A 15946-nucleotide genomic window follows, 5' to 3' on the forward strand; every position below is an offset into this window, starting at 1 on the left:
GCTGCCCACGAACCAAACCAGCAGCCAGCCCGATCAACCTCTTGACCCCATGGTCCTCATGTGAGGGGAGAAGGGGAGCGCGCCCACCTTGAACCCCATTCTCTTCCATGCTTGCCTGACATCACCCAAATGGGAGTGGTGAGCATGGCAAAGCCCAAAACCAGCACGCCCGACCCGATGGTCGAGCGCCTGCGCGCCGCCCTCGGCCGGCGCGCCTTCACCGAGCAGAAGATGTTCGGCGGCACCTGCTTCATGATCAATGGCAACATGCTGATAGGCACCTCGAAGCGAGGCTTGCTGGTGCGTGTCGGCAAGGCCGCGCATGCGGCCGCTGCCGCACGGCCCCATGCTCGGCCGATGGAGATGGGTGGGCGCGCGATGGAAGGCTATGTCCACGTCGCGCCGGAGGGCACTGCGAGTGAAGCCGACCTCGCAGCCTGGCTCGACCGAGCCCTGGCCTTCGTCGAAACTTTGCCGCCGAAGGTCAAACCCGCAAAGAAGAGCGCCTGAGCCGAGGCGAACGCAGCCACAAAAAAAGCCGGGCGCAAGGCCCGGCTTTTCCGTGTCGTGGCTTCTAACGACTTAGAACTTCATACCGACGCCGAAGGTGACGCGGTTGTCCGAAGACTTGACCTTGCCTGTGTCGCCGAAGTTCTTGCTGCCGTAGTCGGTGTAGCGATATTCGACGCGGCCGAACACGTTGTCCGTGATCTTGATGTCGGTGCCTGCGCCGGCGGTCCAGCCGAGCATGGCCTTGCTGTCGTTCACGCCGGTGACGCTGTCGTCGATCTTCTGGTTCTTGGCGGCGAGACCGCCCGTGCCGTAGAGCAGGATTTCCGGGGTCACGGCATAGCCGAGGCGCGCGCGCAGCGAACCTTCGATGCCGGACTTGGCGGAAAGGCCGTTGTCCGAACCCTTGGTGCCGTTGTAGCCGAGGTCGGCTTCAGCACCGTAGACGAAGTTATCCTGCTGCCAGTTGTAGCCGCCGAAAACGCCGCCGATGAAGCCCTTGGTCTTGGCGTCGACGCCGGGGGCTTTCACATGGCCGCCGAAGCCGTATCCGAGATTGATACCGGCATAGGGGCCGGCCCAGGAAGCAACCGGAAGCTCGGCAACCGGGGCGGGAGCCGGCGGCTCTTCGGAAACGACGTCGGCCGCAAAGGCGGTACCACCAAGGGCGAACAGCCCGAGCGCAGCGGCGAGCGGCGCGAATTTGAGATTGGTCTTCATTATATACTCCTTAAGCCACAAGACACTTAGGCTTGTTTGTTCATGAAACGCCCCGGCCCGTCCGGGGGGATAAACGGGCCTGGCGCTTAACGGTTCCAAATGTCGTGCTGAAATGCGGCTGAAGCGAACCTGAACTTGGGTCATTCCCCGGCGCGAATAAGGCCGAAAGTTGATGTTGCATCTTCGCAACAGCGAATGTCAGCAGGCTAATTATGTTGCGCTGCACACCGCTTGGTTCAAGGGGTTCCGCGACATATATTGGCGTCAACGGCGCCCCGAATCCGGTGGGGCGGACGAGCGTCCGGGCCGCTTCGCCACATTCCTGCCCCAGGTGGAAATGGCATTTAACGCTTGGCCCGTCATATTGTGCCGGCTTCCCGGAATCGTGAAGCCGAGTGAGGATTGACACCATGAAACAAGCCACGGCCGTCGCGCTGGTGACGGGTGGAGCAAGGCGGATCGGCAAGGCGATCGTCGAGGATCTGGCCGCCAATGGCTATGCCGTCGCCATCCACGCCAACCGCTCCGGCGACGAAGCCGAGACGCTGGCAAAGAAGATCGCGGGCGAGGGCGGCCGTGCCGCCGTGGTCGCCGCCGACCTCACCGATATGGATGCCGTGGGCGACCTCGTTGGCCGTGCGCAAGCGGCGCTCGGACCTGTCACGCTGCTGGTCAACAACGCTTCCCTGTTCGTCGACGACCGGGTGGAGGATTTCGACTGGCAGGTCTGGGACCGCCATTTCGCCATCCATGTGAAGACGCCGGCGCTGCTGGCGCAGGACTTTGCCCGCGCCTTGCCACAAGGCCAGGAGGGACTGATCGTCAACATCATCGACCAGCGCGTCTGGCGCCCGACGCCGCGCTACTTCTCCTATGCGCTGTCGAAATCGGCCCTGTGGACGCAAACGCAGATGCTGGCGCAGGCGCTGGGGCCGCGCATCCGCGTCAACGCCATAGGCCCAGGCCCGACGCTGAAGAACAAGCGCCAGGACGACGATGATTTCGAAAGCCAGGTCGAGGGCCTGATTCTGAAGCGCGGCCCGCAATTGCCCGAATTCGGCGCCACAATCCGCTATCTCTGGCAGGCGCGCTCGGTGACCGGCCAGATGATCGCGCTCGATGGCGGCCAGCATCTTGCGTGGCAGACACCCGATGTGACAGGCATGGTGGAATGAGTCCCGTAGACCACAAGCATAGGCGAAACGGCATAGCCGCCGACGACCTGCCCCCCGATACCGACCTCGAGGACGAAGCGGCGGAGGAGATCGTCGAGCCGGTTGCCGCAGCCGGACCCGATGTCGCCTTCACGGCCATCGATTGGACGCCGCATGCCGGCGATGCCGACGGCATGATCGGCGCCGAGGTGATCCAGACCCTGGTCAAGCGGCTGCCGAACCAGCCCGGCGTCTACCGCATGATGAACGCCGCCGGCGACGTGCTCTATGTCGGCAAGGCGCGCAGCCTGAAGAAACGCGTCACCAATTACGCGCAGGGCCGTTTCCACACCGCCCGCATCGGCCGCATGGTGCGCGAGACGTCGACGATGGAGTTCGTCGTCACCCGCACCGAGATCGAGGCGCTGCTGCTCGAGGCTAACCTCATCAAGCGGCTCAGGCCCCGCTTCAACGTCCTGATGCGGGACGACAAGTCGTTTCCCTACATCCTTTTGACCGGCGACCATGTCTCGCCCGGCATCTACAAGCATCGCGGCGCGCGCTCGCGCAAGGGCGACTATTTCGGGCCCTTCGCTTCCGCCGGCGCAGTCGGCCGCACCATCAATTCGCTGCAGCGCGCCTTTCTGCTTCGGAGTTGCACCAACTCCTTCTACGAGAACCGCACAAGGCCGTGCCTGCTCTATCAGATCAAGCGCTGCGCCGGTCCCTGCACTGGCGAGATCTCGCACCAGGACTATGCCCATTTGGTCGCCGAGGCGAAGGATTTCCTCTCCGGCCGCAGCCAGAAGGTGAAGACCGAGATTTCGGCCGCCATGCAGCAGGCCTCGCAGGATCTCGATTTCGAACGCGCCGCCATCTATCGCGACCGGCTGGCGGCCCTGTCGCATGTGCAGAGCCATCAGGGCATCAACCCCGCGACCGTCGACGAGGCCGATGTCTTCGCCATCCACCAGGAAGGCGGTCAGACCTGCATCCAGGTGTTCTTCTTCCGCACCGGCCAGAACTGGGGCAACCGCGCCTATTTCCCGAAGGCCGATCCGGCGCTGGAGCCGGCCGAGGTGCTGGGCTCGTTCCTGGCGCAGTTCTATGACGACAAGCCGACGCCGCGCGCCATTCTTCTTTCGCATGGCGTTGAGGACCAGGAACTGCTGGCCGAGGCGCTCTCCACCCGCGCCGGCCGCAAGATGGCGATTTCAGTGCCGCAGCGCGGCGAGAAGAAGGACTTGACCGACAACGCCCTTCAGAATGCGCGCGAGGCGCTCGGCCGCAGGCTGGCGGAAACCTCGACCCAGGCGCGGCTGCTCACGGGCTTTGCCGAGACCTTCGGCCTGAAAAAACCGCCGGTGCGCATCGAGGTCTACGACAACTCGCACATCATGGGCACAAATGCGGTCGGCGCCATGGTCGTTGCCGGGCCGGAAGGCTTCGTGAAGAACCAGTATCGGAAATTCAACATCCGCTCGACCGAGATCACGCCCGGCGACGATTTCGGCATGATGCGCGAGGTGATGCAGCGGCGTTTTTCGCGGCTGCTCAAGGAGCATGGCGACGAGCAGAAGTCGTCGGTGTTGGAAAGCCCGGCCGCTGAGGAAGACGCCGGCGAGGAAGATCTGGTCGCCGGCAATGGCGGCTTTCCTGCCTGGCCCGACGTCATCCTGATCGACGGCGGCCAGGGCCAGATGACGGCGGTGCGCCAGATCCTTGCCGACCTCGGCATCGAGGATCGGGTCACGGCAATAGGCATCGCCAAGGGCCCGGACCGTGACGCCGGCCGCGAGCGCTTCTTCGTCAAGGGCAGGGACTCCTTCATGCTGCCGATGCGCGATCCGGTGCTCTATTTCGTCCAGCGCCTGCGCGACGAGGTGCACCGCTTCGCCATCGGCTCGCACCGCGCCCGTCGTAAGAAGGAAATGGTGAAAAGTCCGCTCGACGAGATCGCCGGCATCGGTCCCGGCCGCAAGCGCGCGCTGCTTCATGCATTCGGCACTGCCAAGGCGGTCAGCCGCGCCGCGGTCGAGGACCTGGTCAAGGTCGACGGCATTTCCGAGCACGTCGCGAAACTGGTCTACAATCATTTTCATGAGAGCTGAGGGTCGGTCGCAAGGAAGGTTGACGAGACTTGCGCTGGCCAGCTGTACTCTGGAGCTTGGCCGCGGCACACGGCGCGAAGGCCTCGGCCAATCTCCAATGCCCGCGATGGCGCGCTCGACAAATTGAACGCTTGTTGTGTAGGACTTCGGGTAATATCGGTATCATCCACCCCGGCCTTCGCCCCATTTTTCCCTGGTCAATCGAATCTCGCCTGTTGACCCCCTACATTGGCTTCTGATTTGAGTACGTCTGGCGGAGGAGTTTCCCGAGACGATATGGCACAGCGCGCGTTCAACCTGCCGAACATCCTCACCTATGCCCGCATCGTCGCGGTGCCGCTGGTCGTTCTGTGCTTCTTTCTCGAGGGGCATCTGAAGTCTTCCGACTTCGCCCGCTGGTCGGCGCTCGTCATTTTCCTGCTCGCCTCGATCACCGATTACTTTGACGGCTATTTCGCGCGCGCCTGGCAGCAGACCTCAAACATCGGCAAGATGCTGGATCCGATCGCCGACAAGCTTTTGGTCGCCACCTGCCTGCTGTTGCTTGCCGCCGATACCGACCGCCACGCCGGCATCGCCGGCTGGTCGCTGTGGGCGGCGATCATCATCCTGTGCCGCGAGATCCTGGTTTCGGGTCTGCGCGAATATCTGGCTGCCTTGAAAGTCTCGGTGCCGGTGACCCAACTCGCCAAATGGAAGACCACCATCCAGATGGTCGCCATCGCCTTCCTGCTGGTCGGCCCGGCCGGCGACAAGATCTTTCCGCTGACCACCCAGATCGGCCTGGTGCTGCTGTGGGTCGCGGCACTCGTCACGCTCTATACCGGCTACGATTATTTCCGCGCCGGCCTCAAGCACATCATGGACGAGTGAGATGTCAACAAAGCTCATCTATTTCGCCTGGGTACGCGAGCGGATCGGCAAGCCGGAGGAGGAAGTCGAGTTGCCTTCCGGCATCGAGACGGTTGCCGATTTGCTGCGCTGGCTGAAGTCGCGCGGCGAGGAATATGAGAACGCGCTGCAGTACCCGGACGTCATCCGCGTCGCCATCAATCAGGAACATGTCGGCCACCGCGAGAAGATAGCGGGCGCGCGCGAGATCGCGCTGTTTCCGCCGATGACCGGAGGCTGAGATGGCCGGCGCGGTCGTGCCCGCCATCCGCATCCAGCGCGAGGATTTCGACGTCGCCGCCGAGATCGCCGGCCTGACCAGGGGCCGCGCCGATATCGGCGCGGTGGTCACTTTTTCCGGCCTTTGCCGTGATGAGCAGGGCGCGCTGTCGGCGCTCGAGCTCGAACACTATCCCGGCATGGCGGAGGCCGAGATCGGCCGTATCGCCGCGCAGGCCGTCGAGCGCTGGCCGCTGCAGGGGCTGACCGTCATCCATCGCCACGGAAAGATAGCGCCGGGCGAAAACATCGTGCTGGTGGTGGCGGCCTCGTCGCATCGCCAGGCGGCCTTCGAGGCGGCGAATTTCCTGATGGATTACCTGAAGTCGCGCGCGCCCTTCTGGAAGAAGGAGCATCTGGCCGACGGTTCCCAGGGCGGTTGGGTCGAGGCCAAGGAGGCCGACGATCACGCGGCGGACCGCTGGACCAAACCGCACGAATAAAAATCCCGTTCGGCCATCGAACGACCGCAATCCTTCCCAAGCCTGCCAATCGGTTTGATTTGCTTGGCGGAGCAATCTCATGCTGGACAGGATCGCGGAATTCTTCATCTTCGGGCTGGCGCCGCTGGTCGTCGGCGTGCTTGCCGTGCCGGAAGTGACCAAGGCCGGCGAAAAGACGATTGCGGGCGAGGTGACCTATCGCGAGCGCATCGCCCTGCCGCCCGATGCCGTGCTGGTGGTCGAGCTCGCCGACGTCTCGTTGGCCGATGCGCCGGCAACCGTCATCGCCAGGCGCAGGGTAGCGCCGGCCGGCCAGATGCCGATCAGCTTCGAGATCGGCTTCGATCCCAAGGCGATCCAGAAGGGCCGCACTTATGCGCTGCAGGCGCGCATCACCGTCGGCGAGCGGCTGATGTTCGTCACCGGCACGAGCCATCAGGTCGATCCGCTGGCCGGCAAGCCCCAGACGGTGTTGGTGAAAATGGCGCGCTGACTGCGCGCGCCGGGCCGGTTCCGCGATGAGACCAGAACTGGCTCATCGACATCAACAGCATCGGAGTCATCGCCGGGCCGCAGGCAACATTCCAAGTCAGCGAAGCTGGGAAGGCTGGCGCGAGGGGTGCGACTTTTTCGGCCTGGAAAACCGTGTTCGCTGGAATAAACCGGCTGCGTCGCGCGTTGACCTATCCAGATGGCGGGCAGGCAAAGGGATCATGTCCCTTCGTTGAAACCGCCAGACCGAATGCGCGGGTCGATCTGGCCACTCGAAAGGAGTTCCAGATATGAGAATGCACGCGCTCATCCTTGCTGCCACAGGCTTATCTTTGATCGGCTTCACCGGTCTTGCCAAGGCGGACGACCATCTGTTCAACGCTCAGCAGCATGGGCTCAGCTCCGACAGCCAGCCCTTCCAGACCAACAAGGCCGGCCATAGCGGCGACCTCGCGCCTGGGCAGGGCAGTCCGTTTTCCGGTGAGGAGACCAAGACGCCCGCCACCGACACCGCGGCGGCAAACGATCATGCGAATGTGAAGGAGCGCCAGGCGAAGTAAGTTTGGCCGAGTAGCACCTTGTGACGCCGGCGGGACAGCGCCCCCCTCTGTCCTGCCGGACATCTCCCCACGAGGGAGGAGATTGGCAGCTTCGATGCCGGCTCATCTCCTGCGACGTTGGGGATTGGCGAAAGTCGGCGTGACGTCTGATCTCCCCCCAAAGTGGGGGAGATGTCCGGCAGGACAGAGGGGGGCGCGAAGGAACGCGGTCCTGATTATTTCCGCAGGGCGCCCTGATTGACCGCGCCGAGGCAACCGCATAGCTTCCCTCACGAAAATGGGGATGGGGTTCCCCCGAAACCGCCCTTATGGGCTGATGACTCCTGCCAGGCGTGCTCTTGCGCGGCAGGATTTGTTTTCCCGCTCGTATCATGCCTGATTTCGTGAAGTGATTCCGGTGCGGAATCGCGTTTGGAAAGGCATTGAAGCGATGACCCTTGCGGCTTGCGCCCTGGTCCTGATCGGTGGTTTCTTGGGCGGCATTTCCCGCTTTTTCCTCTCCGGCGTGGTCGGCCGGGGCATCGGCGAGACCTTTCCCTGGGGCACGCTTCTGGTCAACGTTTCCGGCGCCCTTGCCATCGGCGCCTTCGCCGGCGCGGCGCGGGCGGTCGGCGGCGTCTTCGCCAGCGATCTCGTCCGCGACCTGATCGTCGTCGGCCTGTTCGGCGGCTACACCACGGTGTCGTCCTTCTGCCTGCAGACGCTCAACCTTGCGCTCGACGGCGAGGGGCGGCTCGCCGCCTTCAATGTCGTCGCTTCCTCGGTGCTGTGTGTATTGTTCGTCGCCCTCGGCTTCTGGGCGGTCGCCTGGGTGGTTGGTTCAACCACCTGGGTGGCGGGCTGAGTTATGGCGAGCCGGGCGGTGGCGGACAGGCAGACGGCGGTGCGGCTTTACCTGGCGGTCGGCTGCGGCGCGGCGGTCGGCTCGCTGGCCCGCTTCCTGTCGGGCTATGTCATCGTCTCGCTGCTGGGTCTCAACGCGCTTTATTCGACCGCTTTCGTCAATGTCGTCGGCTCGTGGATCATCATGGCCTTCGCCACGTTGACCGGGCCGGACGGCCGCCTGATGGTCGGTCCCGCCAGCCGCAATTTCATCATGGCCGGCTTCTGCGGCGGGCTCACCACCTTCTCGGCGATGAGCCTCGACACCTTCATCCTGCTGCTCGAAGGCGACTTGCCGCTGGCCGCGACCTATTTCATCAGTGTGGTCGCCCTGTCGCTCGCCGCCGCGTGGCTCGGCTATCTCATGGCGTCCAGGCTCAACCGCCTGCCGGTCGATAGGTGATCGGGGCAACAGGTAACAGGAGGAGAACATGGAACTTCCCGCGCAATGCGCGCTGCTCAGGATCTTCTTCGGCGAGGACGACAGGGCAGCCGACGGCAAGCCGCTGCACGAGGCGATCGTCATCAAGGCGCGCGAGACCGGCATGGCCGGCGCCACGGTGCTGCGAGGTCCGCTCGGCTTCGGCCGCTCGAGCGTGCTGCATACCGCCAAGATCCTGCGCCTGTCGCAGGATCTGCCCATCGTTGTCGAAATCGTCGACGCGCCGGAGAAGATCGACGCGCTGATCCCCGAGATCAAGGCGCTGACCAAGACGAAGAGCTGCCTGATCACCAGGGAGAAGGTAGAGGTCATCCGCTACGGCGATGGGGACTGAAACCGCCGCGCAAGCACCTGCCGATCGTGTCCTCGTCGAAAATGCCGGCGGAAAAAAGCTTCATGGCTTCGATCGCCAGCTCCGACGCTTCCTGGCTGCCGGGGACAATGCCTCGTTCCTCGCAGACCTGGTCGTAAAGGCGCTTCAACAGGACGAGATCGTCCGGATACGCAGCGCCACTCCTGGAAACATGGAGTTGGGCCATGCTTCCCTCCCTTTTACTAGACGCAAGCGCGACAATGCTTTCAGCCGGCGACATCCCTTCGCCGACGGGCCGGACTTAGTGCACCCAATTTGGCTGCCAACCCCCTTGCGACAAAAAAGCGGCCCTCGGGCCGCCTTCGTTGCAAAAGCCGGTTTTTCGGTTCAGCCGACGATCTCGGTGTCGGAGAACCAGTATTTGATCTCCTGCGCGGCCGTCTCCGGCGCGTCCGAGCCATGCACTGAGTTCTCGCCGATCGACAGTGCATGCACCTTGCGGATGGTGCCCTCGGCCGCATTGGCCGGGTTGGTGGCGCCCATCACTTCGCGGTTCTTGGCGATGGCGTTCTCGCCTTCCAGCACCTGCACGATGGTCGGGGCCGACGACATGAATTCCACCAGCTCGCCGAAGAACGGGCGATCCTTGTGGACGGCGTAGAAACCTTCCGCCTCGCGGCGGCTCATCCACACGCGGCGCGATGCGATGATGCGCAGGCCGGCGTCTTCCAGCATCTTGGTGATGGCGCCCGTCAGGTTGCGCTTGGTCGCGTCGGGCTTGATCATGGAGAAGGTGCGTTCGATCGCCATAGGGTCGTCCTTGTTCTGGGAATGGAAATTGGAGTGGCGGGCTCTATACAAGCCGCCCGCCGCCTTGCCAAGGGGAGGCGGCTTCTGGCCAAGGCGGGCTCTTTGCGGGATAATCAGGCGGCTGCGAACGCGCTGAACGCAGCCTTGGAGCATCCAGGCGTGGAGGCGATGAACCGGCCTTACCTCAGACGTGGCGATGTCGCCGGTATTCTCTTCATCGCCATAGTTCTTGCCGCGATCGGCTTCGTCCTGCTGTTCTTTCCAGGGCGCGAACAGCAGAATTTCGGCTTCGGCCCGGAATGGCAATGCACGCGCATGGAAAAGGGCGATCCGATCTGCGTCAGGCTGGTCGACAAGAATGCGCCCAGGCAGAACTAAAGCTCGATTTCTACCGTCAGCGCCGGCGCGTCGCCGGCCGTGAGCCCCTCACGCCGCCGCACCGAGCCTTTGATGGGCAGGAGCAGGCTGCCGGACGCCTTGTCGGGAAAGAGCGATGTCTGCCACCTTGTCTTGCCGATGCTCGCCGTGACGCCGAGCGAGCCCCAGGGGCGCGCCAGTCCCGCCATCGCCGCTTTGATCCGCGCCGCGACGTCCACCGGCAACGTCACGAAATGCCAGCCGCCCTTGCCCGGATAGATCCAGATCTCGGTCCGCATCTCATAGTGCAACATCCGACGCCCTCGGCCGTTACGCGGCCGCCGCGACTTGCCTGCCGATCCCGCCATGCAGGTCGAGGCAGCGCTCGAACCAGTGGGCGATGACGTCGGCGTCATCGAGCAATTGGAAAGGCGAGGCGATGCGGCCCCATTGCAGGGCCCCGAAAACGATGTAATCGGCAAACAAGGGCGTCTCGCCGCCGATGAAGGGCTGGTAGCTGAGCGTCGAACGCAGCGGCTCCAGCGCGGCGCGGAAGGTCGAGAGCCCTGCGTCGCGGTTGGCCACGACATCTTCCAGCCGCTTGCCGTAGCGCCGCTCGCGATCCTCGCGGAAGTAGGCGGCATTCGGCTCGTCCTGCATTGCGTGCAGGTCGGTCAGCGCCACCGTCGCGATATAGGGGTGGATGGTGAGCTGCGACCAGCGCTCGACGAAGCGCGCCATAGCCTTGCCGCCTTCGCCGCCGAACAGCGTCGGCCGTTCCGGATAGGCTTCGTCCAGATAGAGCGCGATGGCGAAGGAATCGGCCACCACGCGCTCGCCGTCGCGGATCACCGGCACCGTCTTCGACACGCCGCCCTCGACTTTCAGCACCTCGAGGAAGCGCGTTGGCACCTCGGTGGCGGCGAGCCCCTTATGCGCCAAAGCCATCTTGGTCTTCCAGCAGTGCGGGCTGAACGGGCGTGCGGCGTCATGGCCGACGAGGTCGTAGAGCAGAATGGTCATTGGCGGGTCCGTTGCTGCGGGTTACGTAGAGCCCGGATTCGCAATGAGCCGGGTGGGAACTATGAAACAGCATTTCATGATGTTTGCGGCCTACAATCAATGGGCCAATAGCCGCCTCTACGATGCCGCCGCCGACCTCACCGACGAGGAATTCAACCGCGACACCGGCGCTTTCTTCGGCTCGATGATGGGAACGCTCAACCATATCCTGACCGCCGATCGTATCTGGATGAAGCGTTTCACGGGTGAGGGACACGCACCGTCGTCCCTTGACGCCATTCTTTGCAAAGCGTTGCCACCTTTGCACAGCGCGCGCGAGGCGGAGGACAAGCGGATCATCGACTGGGTCGGTGGCATGAGCGAGAAGGCGCTCGTCGGCCGCTTCTCCTACATGACGCTCTCCGACATGCGCACCGTCTCGCAGCGGCTTTCGCCGGCGCTCAGCCATTTCTTCAACCACCAGACCCATCATCGCGGCCAGGCGCACATGGCGCTCACCGTGCTCGGCCGACCCTCGGTACCGCTCGACCTGGCGCTGTTCCAGCGCTCCGAAGAAGGCCGCGCCTACGCCTGAGCGGGTTGGTTCCCCGGCAGGATTTTTCCATGAACATCAAGGTGATCCTCTGCCGCGCCTTGCCCGGCCGCAGGCAGGTGATCGTTGATCAAGCTCAGACATTAAGGAAAACTCGTACATCGTTTCGGAACAACGAATTTTTCCCTGAAAAAATGGAACCCTGATCGGACCCATTCGTATTCCCCTCGTTCCCTCTGGCACAGGCATACGCACGGATAAGATTCTCCGGCGATGCGGTGTGGGCAAAATGTGGCAACGAAGGAGAATGCCATGAATGGTATCGTAGAGAAAATCGCCGGCGTATTGGTCGGTGGCATCGCCATTCTCGCCGGGCCGGCGAATGCAGATGGTCTCGACATTGGCTTTGGCATCGATAATAGCGGCGCCGGTGTGGGCAGCTCGGGCGGCTTGAATATCGGCGCGGGGAGTTCGCTCAGTGGTTCAACCGGTCTCGGCACGGGCTTTGGCAGCAATATCGGCGGCGTCGGCGTGGGTAGCACGGGCGACTTGAACGCTGGAGCAGGGACCTCGATCGGCGGCGCCACCGGCACAGACACCTTGTTCGGTGCAACGGGCGTCGGTGGCACTGCCACCGTAGGCGGCTCCGGCGGCCTCAACACCGGCACGGGCAGCACGATCGGCGACATCACGGGCACAACCACCGGCACCTCGTTCGGTGCAACGGGTGGCGTCAGCGGCACCGGCACCGTCGGCGGCTCCGGCGGCTTGAACACCGGCACGGGTGGGTCGATTGGCGGCGCCTCGGGCACGACCACCGGCACCGGCGCCTCGTTCGGTGCAACGGGTGGCGTCGGCGGCACTGGCAGCGTAAGCGGTTCTGGCGGCCTCAACGCCGGCACGGCTGGCGCGATCGGCACCACGGGCACAACCACCGGCACCTCGTTCGGTGCAACGGGCGGCGTCGGCGGCACTGGCACCGTAAGCGGTTCTGGCGGCCTCAACACCGGCACGGCTGGCTCGATCGGCGGCGCCGCGGGCACAACCACCGGCACCTCGATGGGCACGACCTCTGGTTCCGGTGCGTTCGGTGGGACCGGAGGCCTCAGTGGTGGCGGCACCTTGGGCGGTTCCGCTGGCAGCCGCTAATGCATGTCGCCCAGAAGTGCGCAGCGGTTCTGGGACAACGACATGCATCAAAACAAAGATGCATGTCGCCCATAAGTGTGCAGCGGTTCTGGGACAACGACATGCATCAAACAAAGATCATGTCGCCCGGAAATGCGCAGCGGTTCTGGCCCCGGCATGAGCTTGGAGCCAGAGGACTCGGGAGTCGAGAAAAGCCCGCCGCCCTGATGGCGGGCTTTCTCGGTCGCGTCACATCTCGGGCGCTTGGCTGCCGGTTAACCAAGCTTGCATTGAAGCTAATGTATTAGCACTTCGTTTGCGCTCGTGCTCCACAGTAAGGCAGCTGCAACGGGAGCAATGGAATGCGCATCGATTTGTCCCCTACAAGCTGGGGCAGGGTCGTGGTGGTCACCGCGGCCGGCACCGCCTTTTTCATTGCCTGCGCCTTCTTCGTCGATTCCTTCAATTTCCCCTCGCTGTCGCCGCAGGCGCTGCTTTGGGCGCAGCTCACGGACCTGTTCCTGCCGCTTGCCCTTGGCGGCTCCTTCCTGTTCTTCCTGATGTGGAAGATGCGCCAGCTGGCGATCACGCAGAAGGAACTCGGCGTCATTGCCGCGACCGACAGCCTGACCGCGGTCTTCAACCGCGGCGCCTTCTCGATGCTGGTCGAGGCCTATCTCGAGCAGGCGCGCGGCCAGGCGGTCGCCGATGCGGGCGCGCTGCTGATCGTCGATGCCGACCATTTCAAGTCGATCAATGACCGCCTCGGTCATGATTGCGGCGACCAGGCGCTGAGGTTGATCGCCGCGACGATCAAGGGGCAACTGCACGGCGCCGACATTGTCGGACGCATCGGCGGCGAGGAATTCGCGGTCTTCCTGCCCGGCGCCGACGCCGCGCGCTCCTTCGTGGTCGCCGAATCCATCAGACGCAGCATCCGCGAGGCCGAGTTTGCCCCGGGCGGGCGGCCCTGGCCGCTTTCGGTGAGCATCGGCGGGATCGCCTTCAGCGGCCCGACAACCTACCACGACATGTTCCAGGTCGCCGACCGCCATCTTTACAAGGCCAAGTCCAACGGCCGCGACCGGGTGAGCTTCGAGAGCCAGCGCGCGACACTGGGCGGCGACTCTATCGGCACGGTCCACTAAAGCCCTGTTTCGCGTCGCCTGAAACCGTTTCAGCGCGAGGCGCTTTAGGGCACCATCAACGGTCAGTTCATCCTTTGGAGCAGCTCGTCACCCCCTTCGTCGCAGCGGCCGGACCGGCTGCGCCGATCGCCGAAGCCTCACCCGCCGCCAAGCCGGATTGAACCTGTCTAAAGCGTGTCGCGCTGAAACGGATTCAGGCGACACGCTTTAAGTTTTTGTTTTTATGCATGTCGTTGTCCCAGAACCGCTGCACACTTCTGGGCGACATGCACTAGGCGGGAACGAAATCAGTGCTGCGAGCCACCGTCTCCCATGCGTCGGTTTCCTGCCGCAGCGCGTCGAGCCTGCCACGGAATTGATCCAGCGCATCGCCCCCGATCAGAAGATGCGTGGGAGGATGCTGCGCCTCGACAGCGGTGATGATGGCGCGAGCGCCGCGCGCGGGGTCGCCTGCCTGTTTGCGGTGGCCGGTCAGCGTTCCGTCACGCGACTTGCCTGCGGTGTCGGCATAGTCGTCGATGCGCGTTGCCGACTGTTTGATCGAGGCAGGGCCGCGGAAGTCGGTGCGGAAGGCGCCCGGCGCGACCACAGTGACCCCGATACCCAGCGGCGCCAATTCCTTGGCCAACGTGTCCGACATCGCCTCGATGCCGAACTTCACCATGTGATAGTAGCCGACGCCCGGGTAGGTGAGCAGGCCGCCGATGGAACTGATGTTGACGATATGTCCGCGCCGGCGTGCGCGCATCCCCGGCAGCACGGCCTTCACCAGGTTGACCGGGCCGAACAGGTTGGTCTCGAACAGTGCGCGGACATCTTCGTCGTCACCTTCCTCTATCGCCGCGAGGTAGCCGTAGCCGGCATTATTGACCAGCACGTCGATGCCACCGAAGCGATCCTCGGCTGCTGCGACAGCGGCAGCGATCTGGTCGGCAGCGGTGACGTCGAGCTCGACCGCGAGCGCCGCGTTGCCGTGGGCGGCGACGAGGTCGGCGATGTCGGCGATGCGCCGCGCCGTGACGACGACGCGATAACCGTCAGCTAAAGCCTGTTCCGCCAGCGCGCGGCCGAGACCCTTCGAGCAGCCCGTGATAAGCCAGACGGCGTTTTTCGTTGGCATGTCTATCTCCATCATCCTTTGACACCAGCTATATGGCGGTCAGCAGAACGTTCGATTAGACTGAACTGATTGGAAGGGCTGTTGAACAGGATTGCACGATGACGCGCGCCAGCCTGGACGACCTTGCCGCCTTCGCCGCCGTCGCTCGCGCGCAAAGTTTCACGCGCGCCGCCGCGGCGCTGGCGACATCCACATCGAATCTCAGCCATATAATCCGCCGGCTCGAGGCACGGCTCGGTTATCGCCTTCTCCAGCGCAACAGTCGAAGCGTGTCGGTGACCGAAGCAGGCGAGACGCTGCTGGGGACGCTGGAGCCGGCGCTGGAAAGCATCGGCGGCGCGCTGGATGCGTTAGACCTCGGACGCAACGCCGTCTCCGGAACGCTGCGCCTGACAACGACGCGGCAGGCCTATGAGGCGGTGATCCGGCCCGTACTGCCCGCTTTCACCGCCGCGCATCCGCACGCGACGGTCGAGGTCCTGATCGACTACGCCTATCGCAACATCGTTGCCGACCGGTTCGACGCGGGCATACGCCTGGGCGAAAAACTGGAGCGGGACATGATCGCGCTCAAGGTCGGGCCCGACCTCAGCATGGCGGTGGTCGCAACGCCCGATCACCTAGCCCGCTCGACTCCCATTACCCACCCGAGCGACCTGACCCGGCACCAGTGTATAAACTACCGGATGGTCGCGGCCGGGACGATCTACGCCTGGGAATTCGAGCGCGACGGACAGGCTTTGGACGTACGGGTGTCCGGCCCGCTCACATTCAATGAGCCCGAGCTGATGCTCGAAGCCGTGCTGGACGGGGTGGGCATAGGCTATCTCCTCAGCCACGAAGTCGCGCCTTACCTGGAGAACGGCCGGCTTGTCCGGCTGCTATCCGAGTGGACACCGTCATTCCCGGGCTTCCATCTCTATTATTCGTCGCGACAGCAGATGCGGCCGGTGTTGGCAGCGTTCATCGAGGCGGTGCGTGGTCATATCCGGCGCAAGTGACAAACCCCGACGGCCCATTTCGGTAGGGCG

At 63.9% G+C, this 15946-nt stretch carries 23 protein-coding genes and 1 riboswitch; of the genes, 17 read left to right on the plus strand and 6 right to left on the minus strand.

The window, feature by feature from the left end; genetic code table 11:
• The first annotated feature begins 144 nt into the window (after positions 1 to 144).
• On the plus strand, positions 145 to 510 hold the full coding sequence (locus AC0L2L_RS19610; protein ID WP_473580360.1) for a TfoX/Sxy family protein: 366 nt from the start codon (positions 145 to 147) through the stop codon (positions 508 to 510).
• Positions 511 to 582: 72 nt separating this feature from the next.
• Here AC0L2L_RS19610 and AC0L2L_RS19615 read toward each other — a convergent pair whose 3' ends face one another.
• Entirely contained in the window at positions 583 to 1230 is a 648-nt protein-coding gene (locus AC0L2L_RS19615; RefSeq protein WP_473580361.1) for an outer membrane protein, read from the minus strand.
• Positions 1231 to 1640: 410 nt separating this feature from the next.
• Here AC0L2L_RS19615 and AC0L2L_RS19620 point away from each other — a divergent pair, with 410 nt between their 5' ends.
• From AC0L2L_RS19620 to AC0L2L_RS19665, 10 genes are all read left to right on the plus strand, one after another.
• On the plus strand, positions 1641 to 2405 hold the full coding sequence (locus AC0L2L_RS19620) for an SDR family oxidoreductase (protein WP_473580363.1): 765 nt from the start codon (positions 1641 to 1643) through the stop codon (positions 2403 to 2405).
• The gene (uvrC, locus tag AC0L2L_RS19625) at positions 2402 to 4495 is read left to right on the plus strand and encodes an excinuclease ABC subunit UvrC (RefSeq protein ID WP_473580365.1); all 2094 of its coding nucleotides are present in this window, start codon (positions 2402 to 2404) and stop codon (positions 4493 to 4495) included. Before AC0L2L_RS19620 ends, uvrC begins: the two co-directional genes overlap by 4 nt.
• A gap of 276 nt (positions 4496 to 4771) precedes the next feature.
• Entirely contained in the window at positions 4772 to 5368 is a 597-nt protein-coding gene (gene pgsA / locus AC0L2L_RS19630) for a CDP-diacylglycerol--glycerol-3-phosphate 3-phosphatidyltransferase (protein ID WP_027165584.1), read from the plus strand.
• 1 nt (position 5369) lies between these two features.
• On the plus strand, positions 5370 to 5627 hold the full coding sequence (moaD, locus tag AC0L2L_RS19635) for a molybdopterin converting factor subunit 1 (RefSeq protein WP_473580367.1): 258 nt from the start codon (positions 5370 to 5372) through the stop codon (positions 5625 to 5627).
• A gap of 1 nt (position 5628) precedes the next feature.
• The gene (locus tag AC0L2L_RS19640) at positions 5629 to 6108 is read left to right on the plus strand and encodes a molybdenum cofactor biosynthesis protein MoaE (protein WP_473580369.1); all 480 of its coding nucleotides are present in this window, start codon (positions 5629 to 5631) and stop codon (positions 6106 to 6108) included.
• A 79-nt stretch (positions 6109 to 6187) separates the two neighbouring features.
• The gene (locus AC0L2L_RS19645; RefSeq protein ID WP_473580371.1) at positions 6188 to 6601 is read left to right on the plus strand and encodes a YbaY family lipoprotein; all 414 of its coding nucleotides are present in this window, start codon (positions 6188 to 6190) and stop codon (positions 6599 to 6601) included.
• A gap of 289 nt (positions 6602 to 6890) precedes the next feature.
• Positions 6891 to 7160 carry a hypothetical protein gene (locus AC0L2L_RS19650; protein ID WP_473580373.1) on the plus strand — a complete coding sequence of 90 codons (270 nt, stop codon included), beginning with the start codon at positions 6891 to 6893 and terminating at the stop codon, positions 7158 to 7160.
• Positions 7161 to 7430: 270 nt separating this feature from the next.
• Positions 7431 to 7493, plus strand: a riboswitch (Fluoride riboswitch).
• A gap of 97 nt (positions 7494 to 7590) precedes the next feature.
• Positions 7591 to 8004 (plus strand): fluoride efflux transporter CrcB, encoded by a 414-nt coding sequence (gene crcB, locus AC0L2L_RS19655; protein ID WP_473580375.1) that lies wholly within the window; start codon positions 7591 to 7593, stop codon positions 8002 to 8004.
• 18 nt (positions 8005 to 8022) lie between these two features.
• On the plus strand, positions 8023 to 8445 hold the full coding sequence (crcB, locus tag AC0L2L_RS19660) for a fluoride efflux transporter CrcB (RefSeq protein WP_473580377.1): 423 nt from the start codon (positions 8023 to 8025) through the stop codon (positions 8443 to 8445).
• Between the two features lie 28 nt (positions 8446 to 8473).
• A complete protein-coding gene (locus AC0L2L_RS19665) occupies positions 8474 to 8818 on the plus strand; it encodes a DUF190 domain-containing protein (RefSeq protein WP_027165589.1) in 345 nt (114 codons plus the stop codon).
• On the opposite strand, the gene AC0L2L_RS19670 is transcribed toward AC0L2L_RS19665, so the two are convergent.
• On the minus strand, positions 8793 to 9023 hold the full coding sequence (locus AC0L2L_RS19670) for a hypothetical protein (protein WP_473580379.1): 231 nt from the start codon (positions 9021 to 9023) through the stop codon (positions 8793 to 8795). The two genes, AC0L2L_RS19665 and AC0L2L_RS19670, sit on opposite strands and share 26 nt — an antisense overlap.
• 161 nt (positions 9024 to 9184) lie before the next feature.
• Positions 9185 to 9607, minus strand: a complete 423-nt coding sequence (ndk, locus tag AC0L2L_RS19675; protein WP_473580381.1) for a nucleoside-diphosphate kinase — start codon at positions 9605 to 9607, stop codon at positions 9185 to 9187.
• Between the two features lie 33 nt (positions 9608 to 9640).
• Here ndk and AC0L2L_RS19680 point away from each other — a divergent pair, with 33 nt between their 5' ends.
• Entirely contained in the window at positions 9641 to 9985 is a 345-nt protein-coding gene (locus AC0L2L_RS19680) for a hypothetical protein (RefSeq protein ID WP_473580383.1), read from the plus strand.
• Here the strand turns inward: AC0L2L_RS19680 and AC0L2L_RS19685 are convergent.
• Together AC0L2L_RS19685 and AC0L2L_RS19690 are read right to left on the minus strand one after the other, a co-directional pair.
• Positions 9982 to 10278 carry a DUF1905 domain-containing protein gene (locus AC0L2L_RS19685; RefSeq protein ID WP_473580385.1) on the minus strand — a complete coding sequence of 99 codons (297 nt, stop codon included), beginning with the start codon at positions 10276 to 10278 and terminating at the stop codon, positions 9982 to 9984. The genes AC0L2L_RS19680 and AC0L2L_RS19685 overlap by 4 nt on opposite strands.
• Positions 10279 to 10294: 16 nt before the next feature.
• A complete protein-coding gene (locus AC0L2L_RS19690; protein ID WP_473580387.1) occupies positions 10295 to 10987 on the minus strand; it encodes a glutathione S-transferase family protein in 693 nt (230 codons plus the stop codon).
• A gap of 61 nt (positions 10988 to 11048) precedes the next feature.
• Here AC0L2L_RS19690 and AC0L2L_RS19695 point away from each other — a divergent pair, with 61 nt between their 5' ends.
• The 4 genes from AC0L2L_RS19695 (at position 11049) to AC0L2L_RS19710 (ending at position 13795) form a co-directional block, all read left to right on the plus strand.
• Entirely contained in the window at positions 11049 to 11561 is a 513-nt protein-coding gene (locus AC0L2L_RS19695; protein ID WP_473580389.1) for a DinB family protein, read from the plus strand.
• A 29-nt stretch (positions 11562 to 11590) separates the two neighbouring features.
• Positions 11591 to 11725: a hypothetical protein gene (locus AC0L2L_RS19700; RefSeq protein WP_473580390.1), complete on the plus strand. Its 135-nt coding sequence runs from the start codon at positions 11591 to 11593 to the stop codon at positions 11723 to 11725.
• Positions 11726 to 11831: 106 nt separating this feature from the next.
• Positions 11832 to 12668: a hypothetical protein gene (locus AC0L2L_RS19705; protein WP_473580392.1), complete on the plus strand. Its 837-nt coding sequence runs from the start codon at positions 11832 to 11834 to the stop codon at positions 12666 to 12668.
• Between the two features lie 341 nt (positions 12669 to 13009).
• Positions 13010 to 13795, plus strand: a complete 786-nt coding sequence (locus tag AC0L2L_RS19710) for a GGDEF domain-containing protein (RefSeq protein ID WP_473580393.1) — start codon at positions 13010 to 13012, stop codon at positions 13793 to 13795.
• A gap of 271 nt (positions 13796 to 14066) precedes the next feature.
• Here the strand turns inward: AC0L2L_RS19710 and AC0L2L_RS19715 are convergent, their stop codons facing one another.
• On the minus strand, positions 14067 to 14915 hold the full coding sequence (locus tag AC0L2L_RS19715) for an oxidoreductase (RefSeq protein ID WP_473580395.1): 849 nt from the start codon (positions 14913 to 14915) through the stop codon (positions 14067 to 14069).
• 98 nt (positions 14916 to 15013) lie between these two features.
• Here AC0L2L_RS19715 and AC0L2L_RS19720 point away from each other — a divergent pair, with 98 nt between their 5' ends.
• On the plus strand, positions 15014 to 15916 hold the full coding sequence (locus tag AC0L2L_RS19720) for a LysR family transcriptional regulator (RefSeq protein ID WP_473580397.1): 903 nt from the start codon (positions 15014 to 15016) through the stop codon (positions 15914 to 15916).
• Positions 15917 to 15946: the final 30 nt, after the last annotated feature.

The organism is Mesorhizobium sp. WSM4832, from assembly GCF_055811115.1.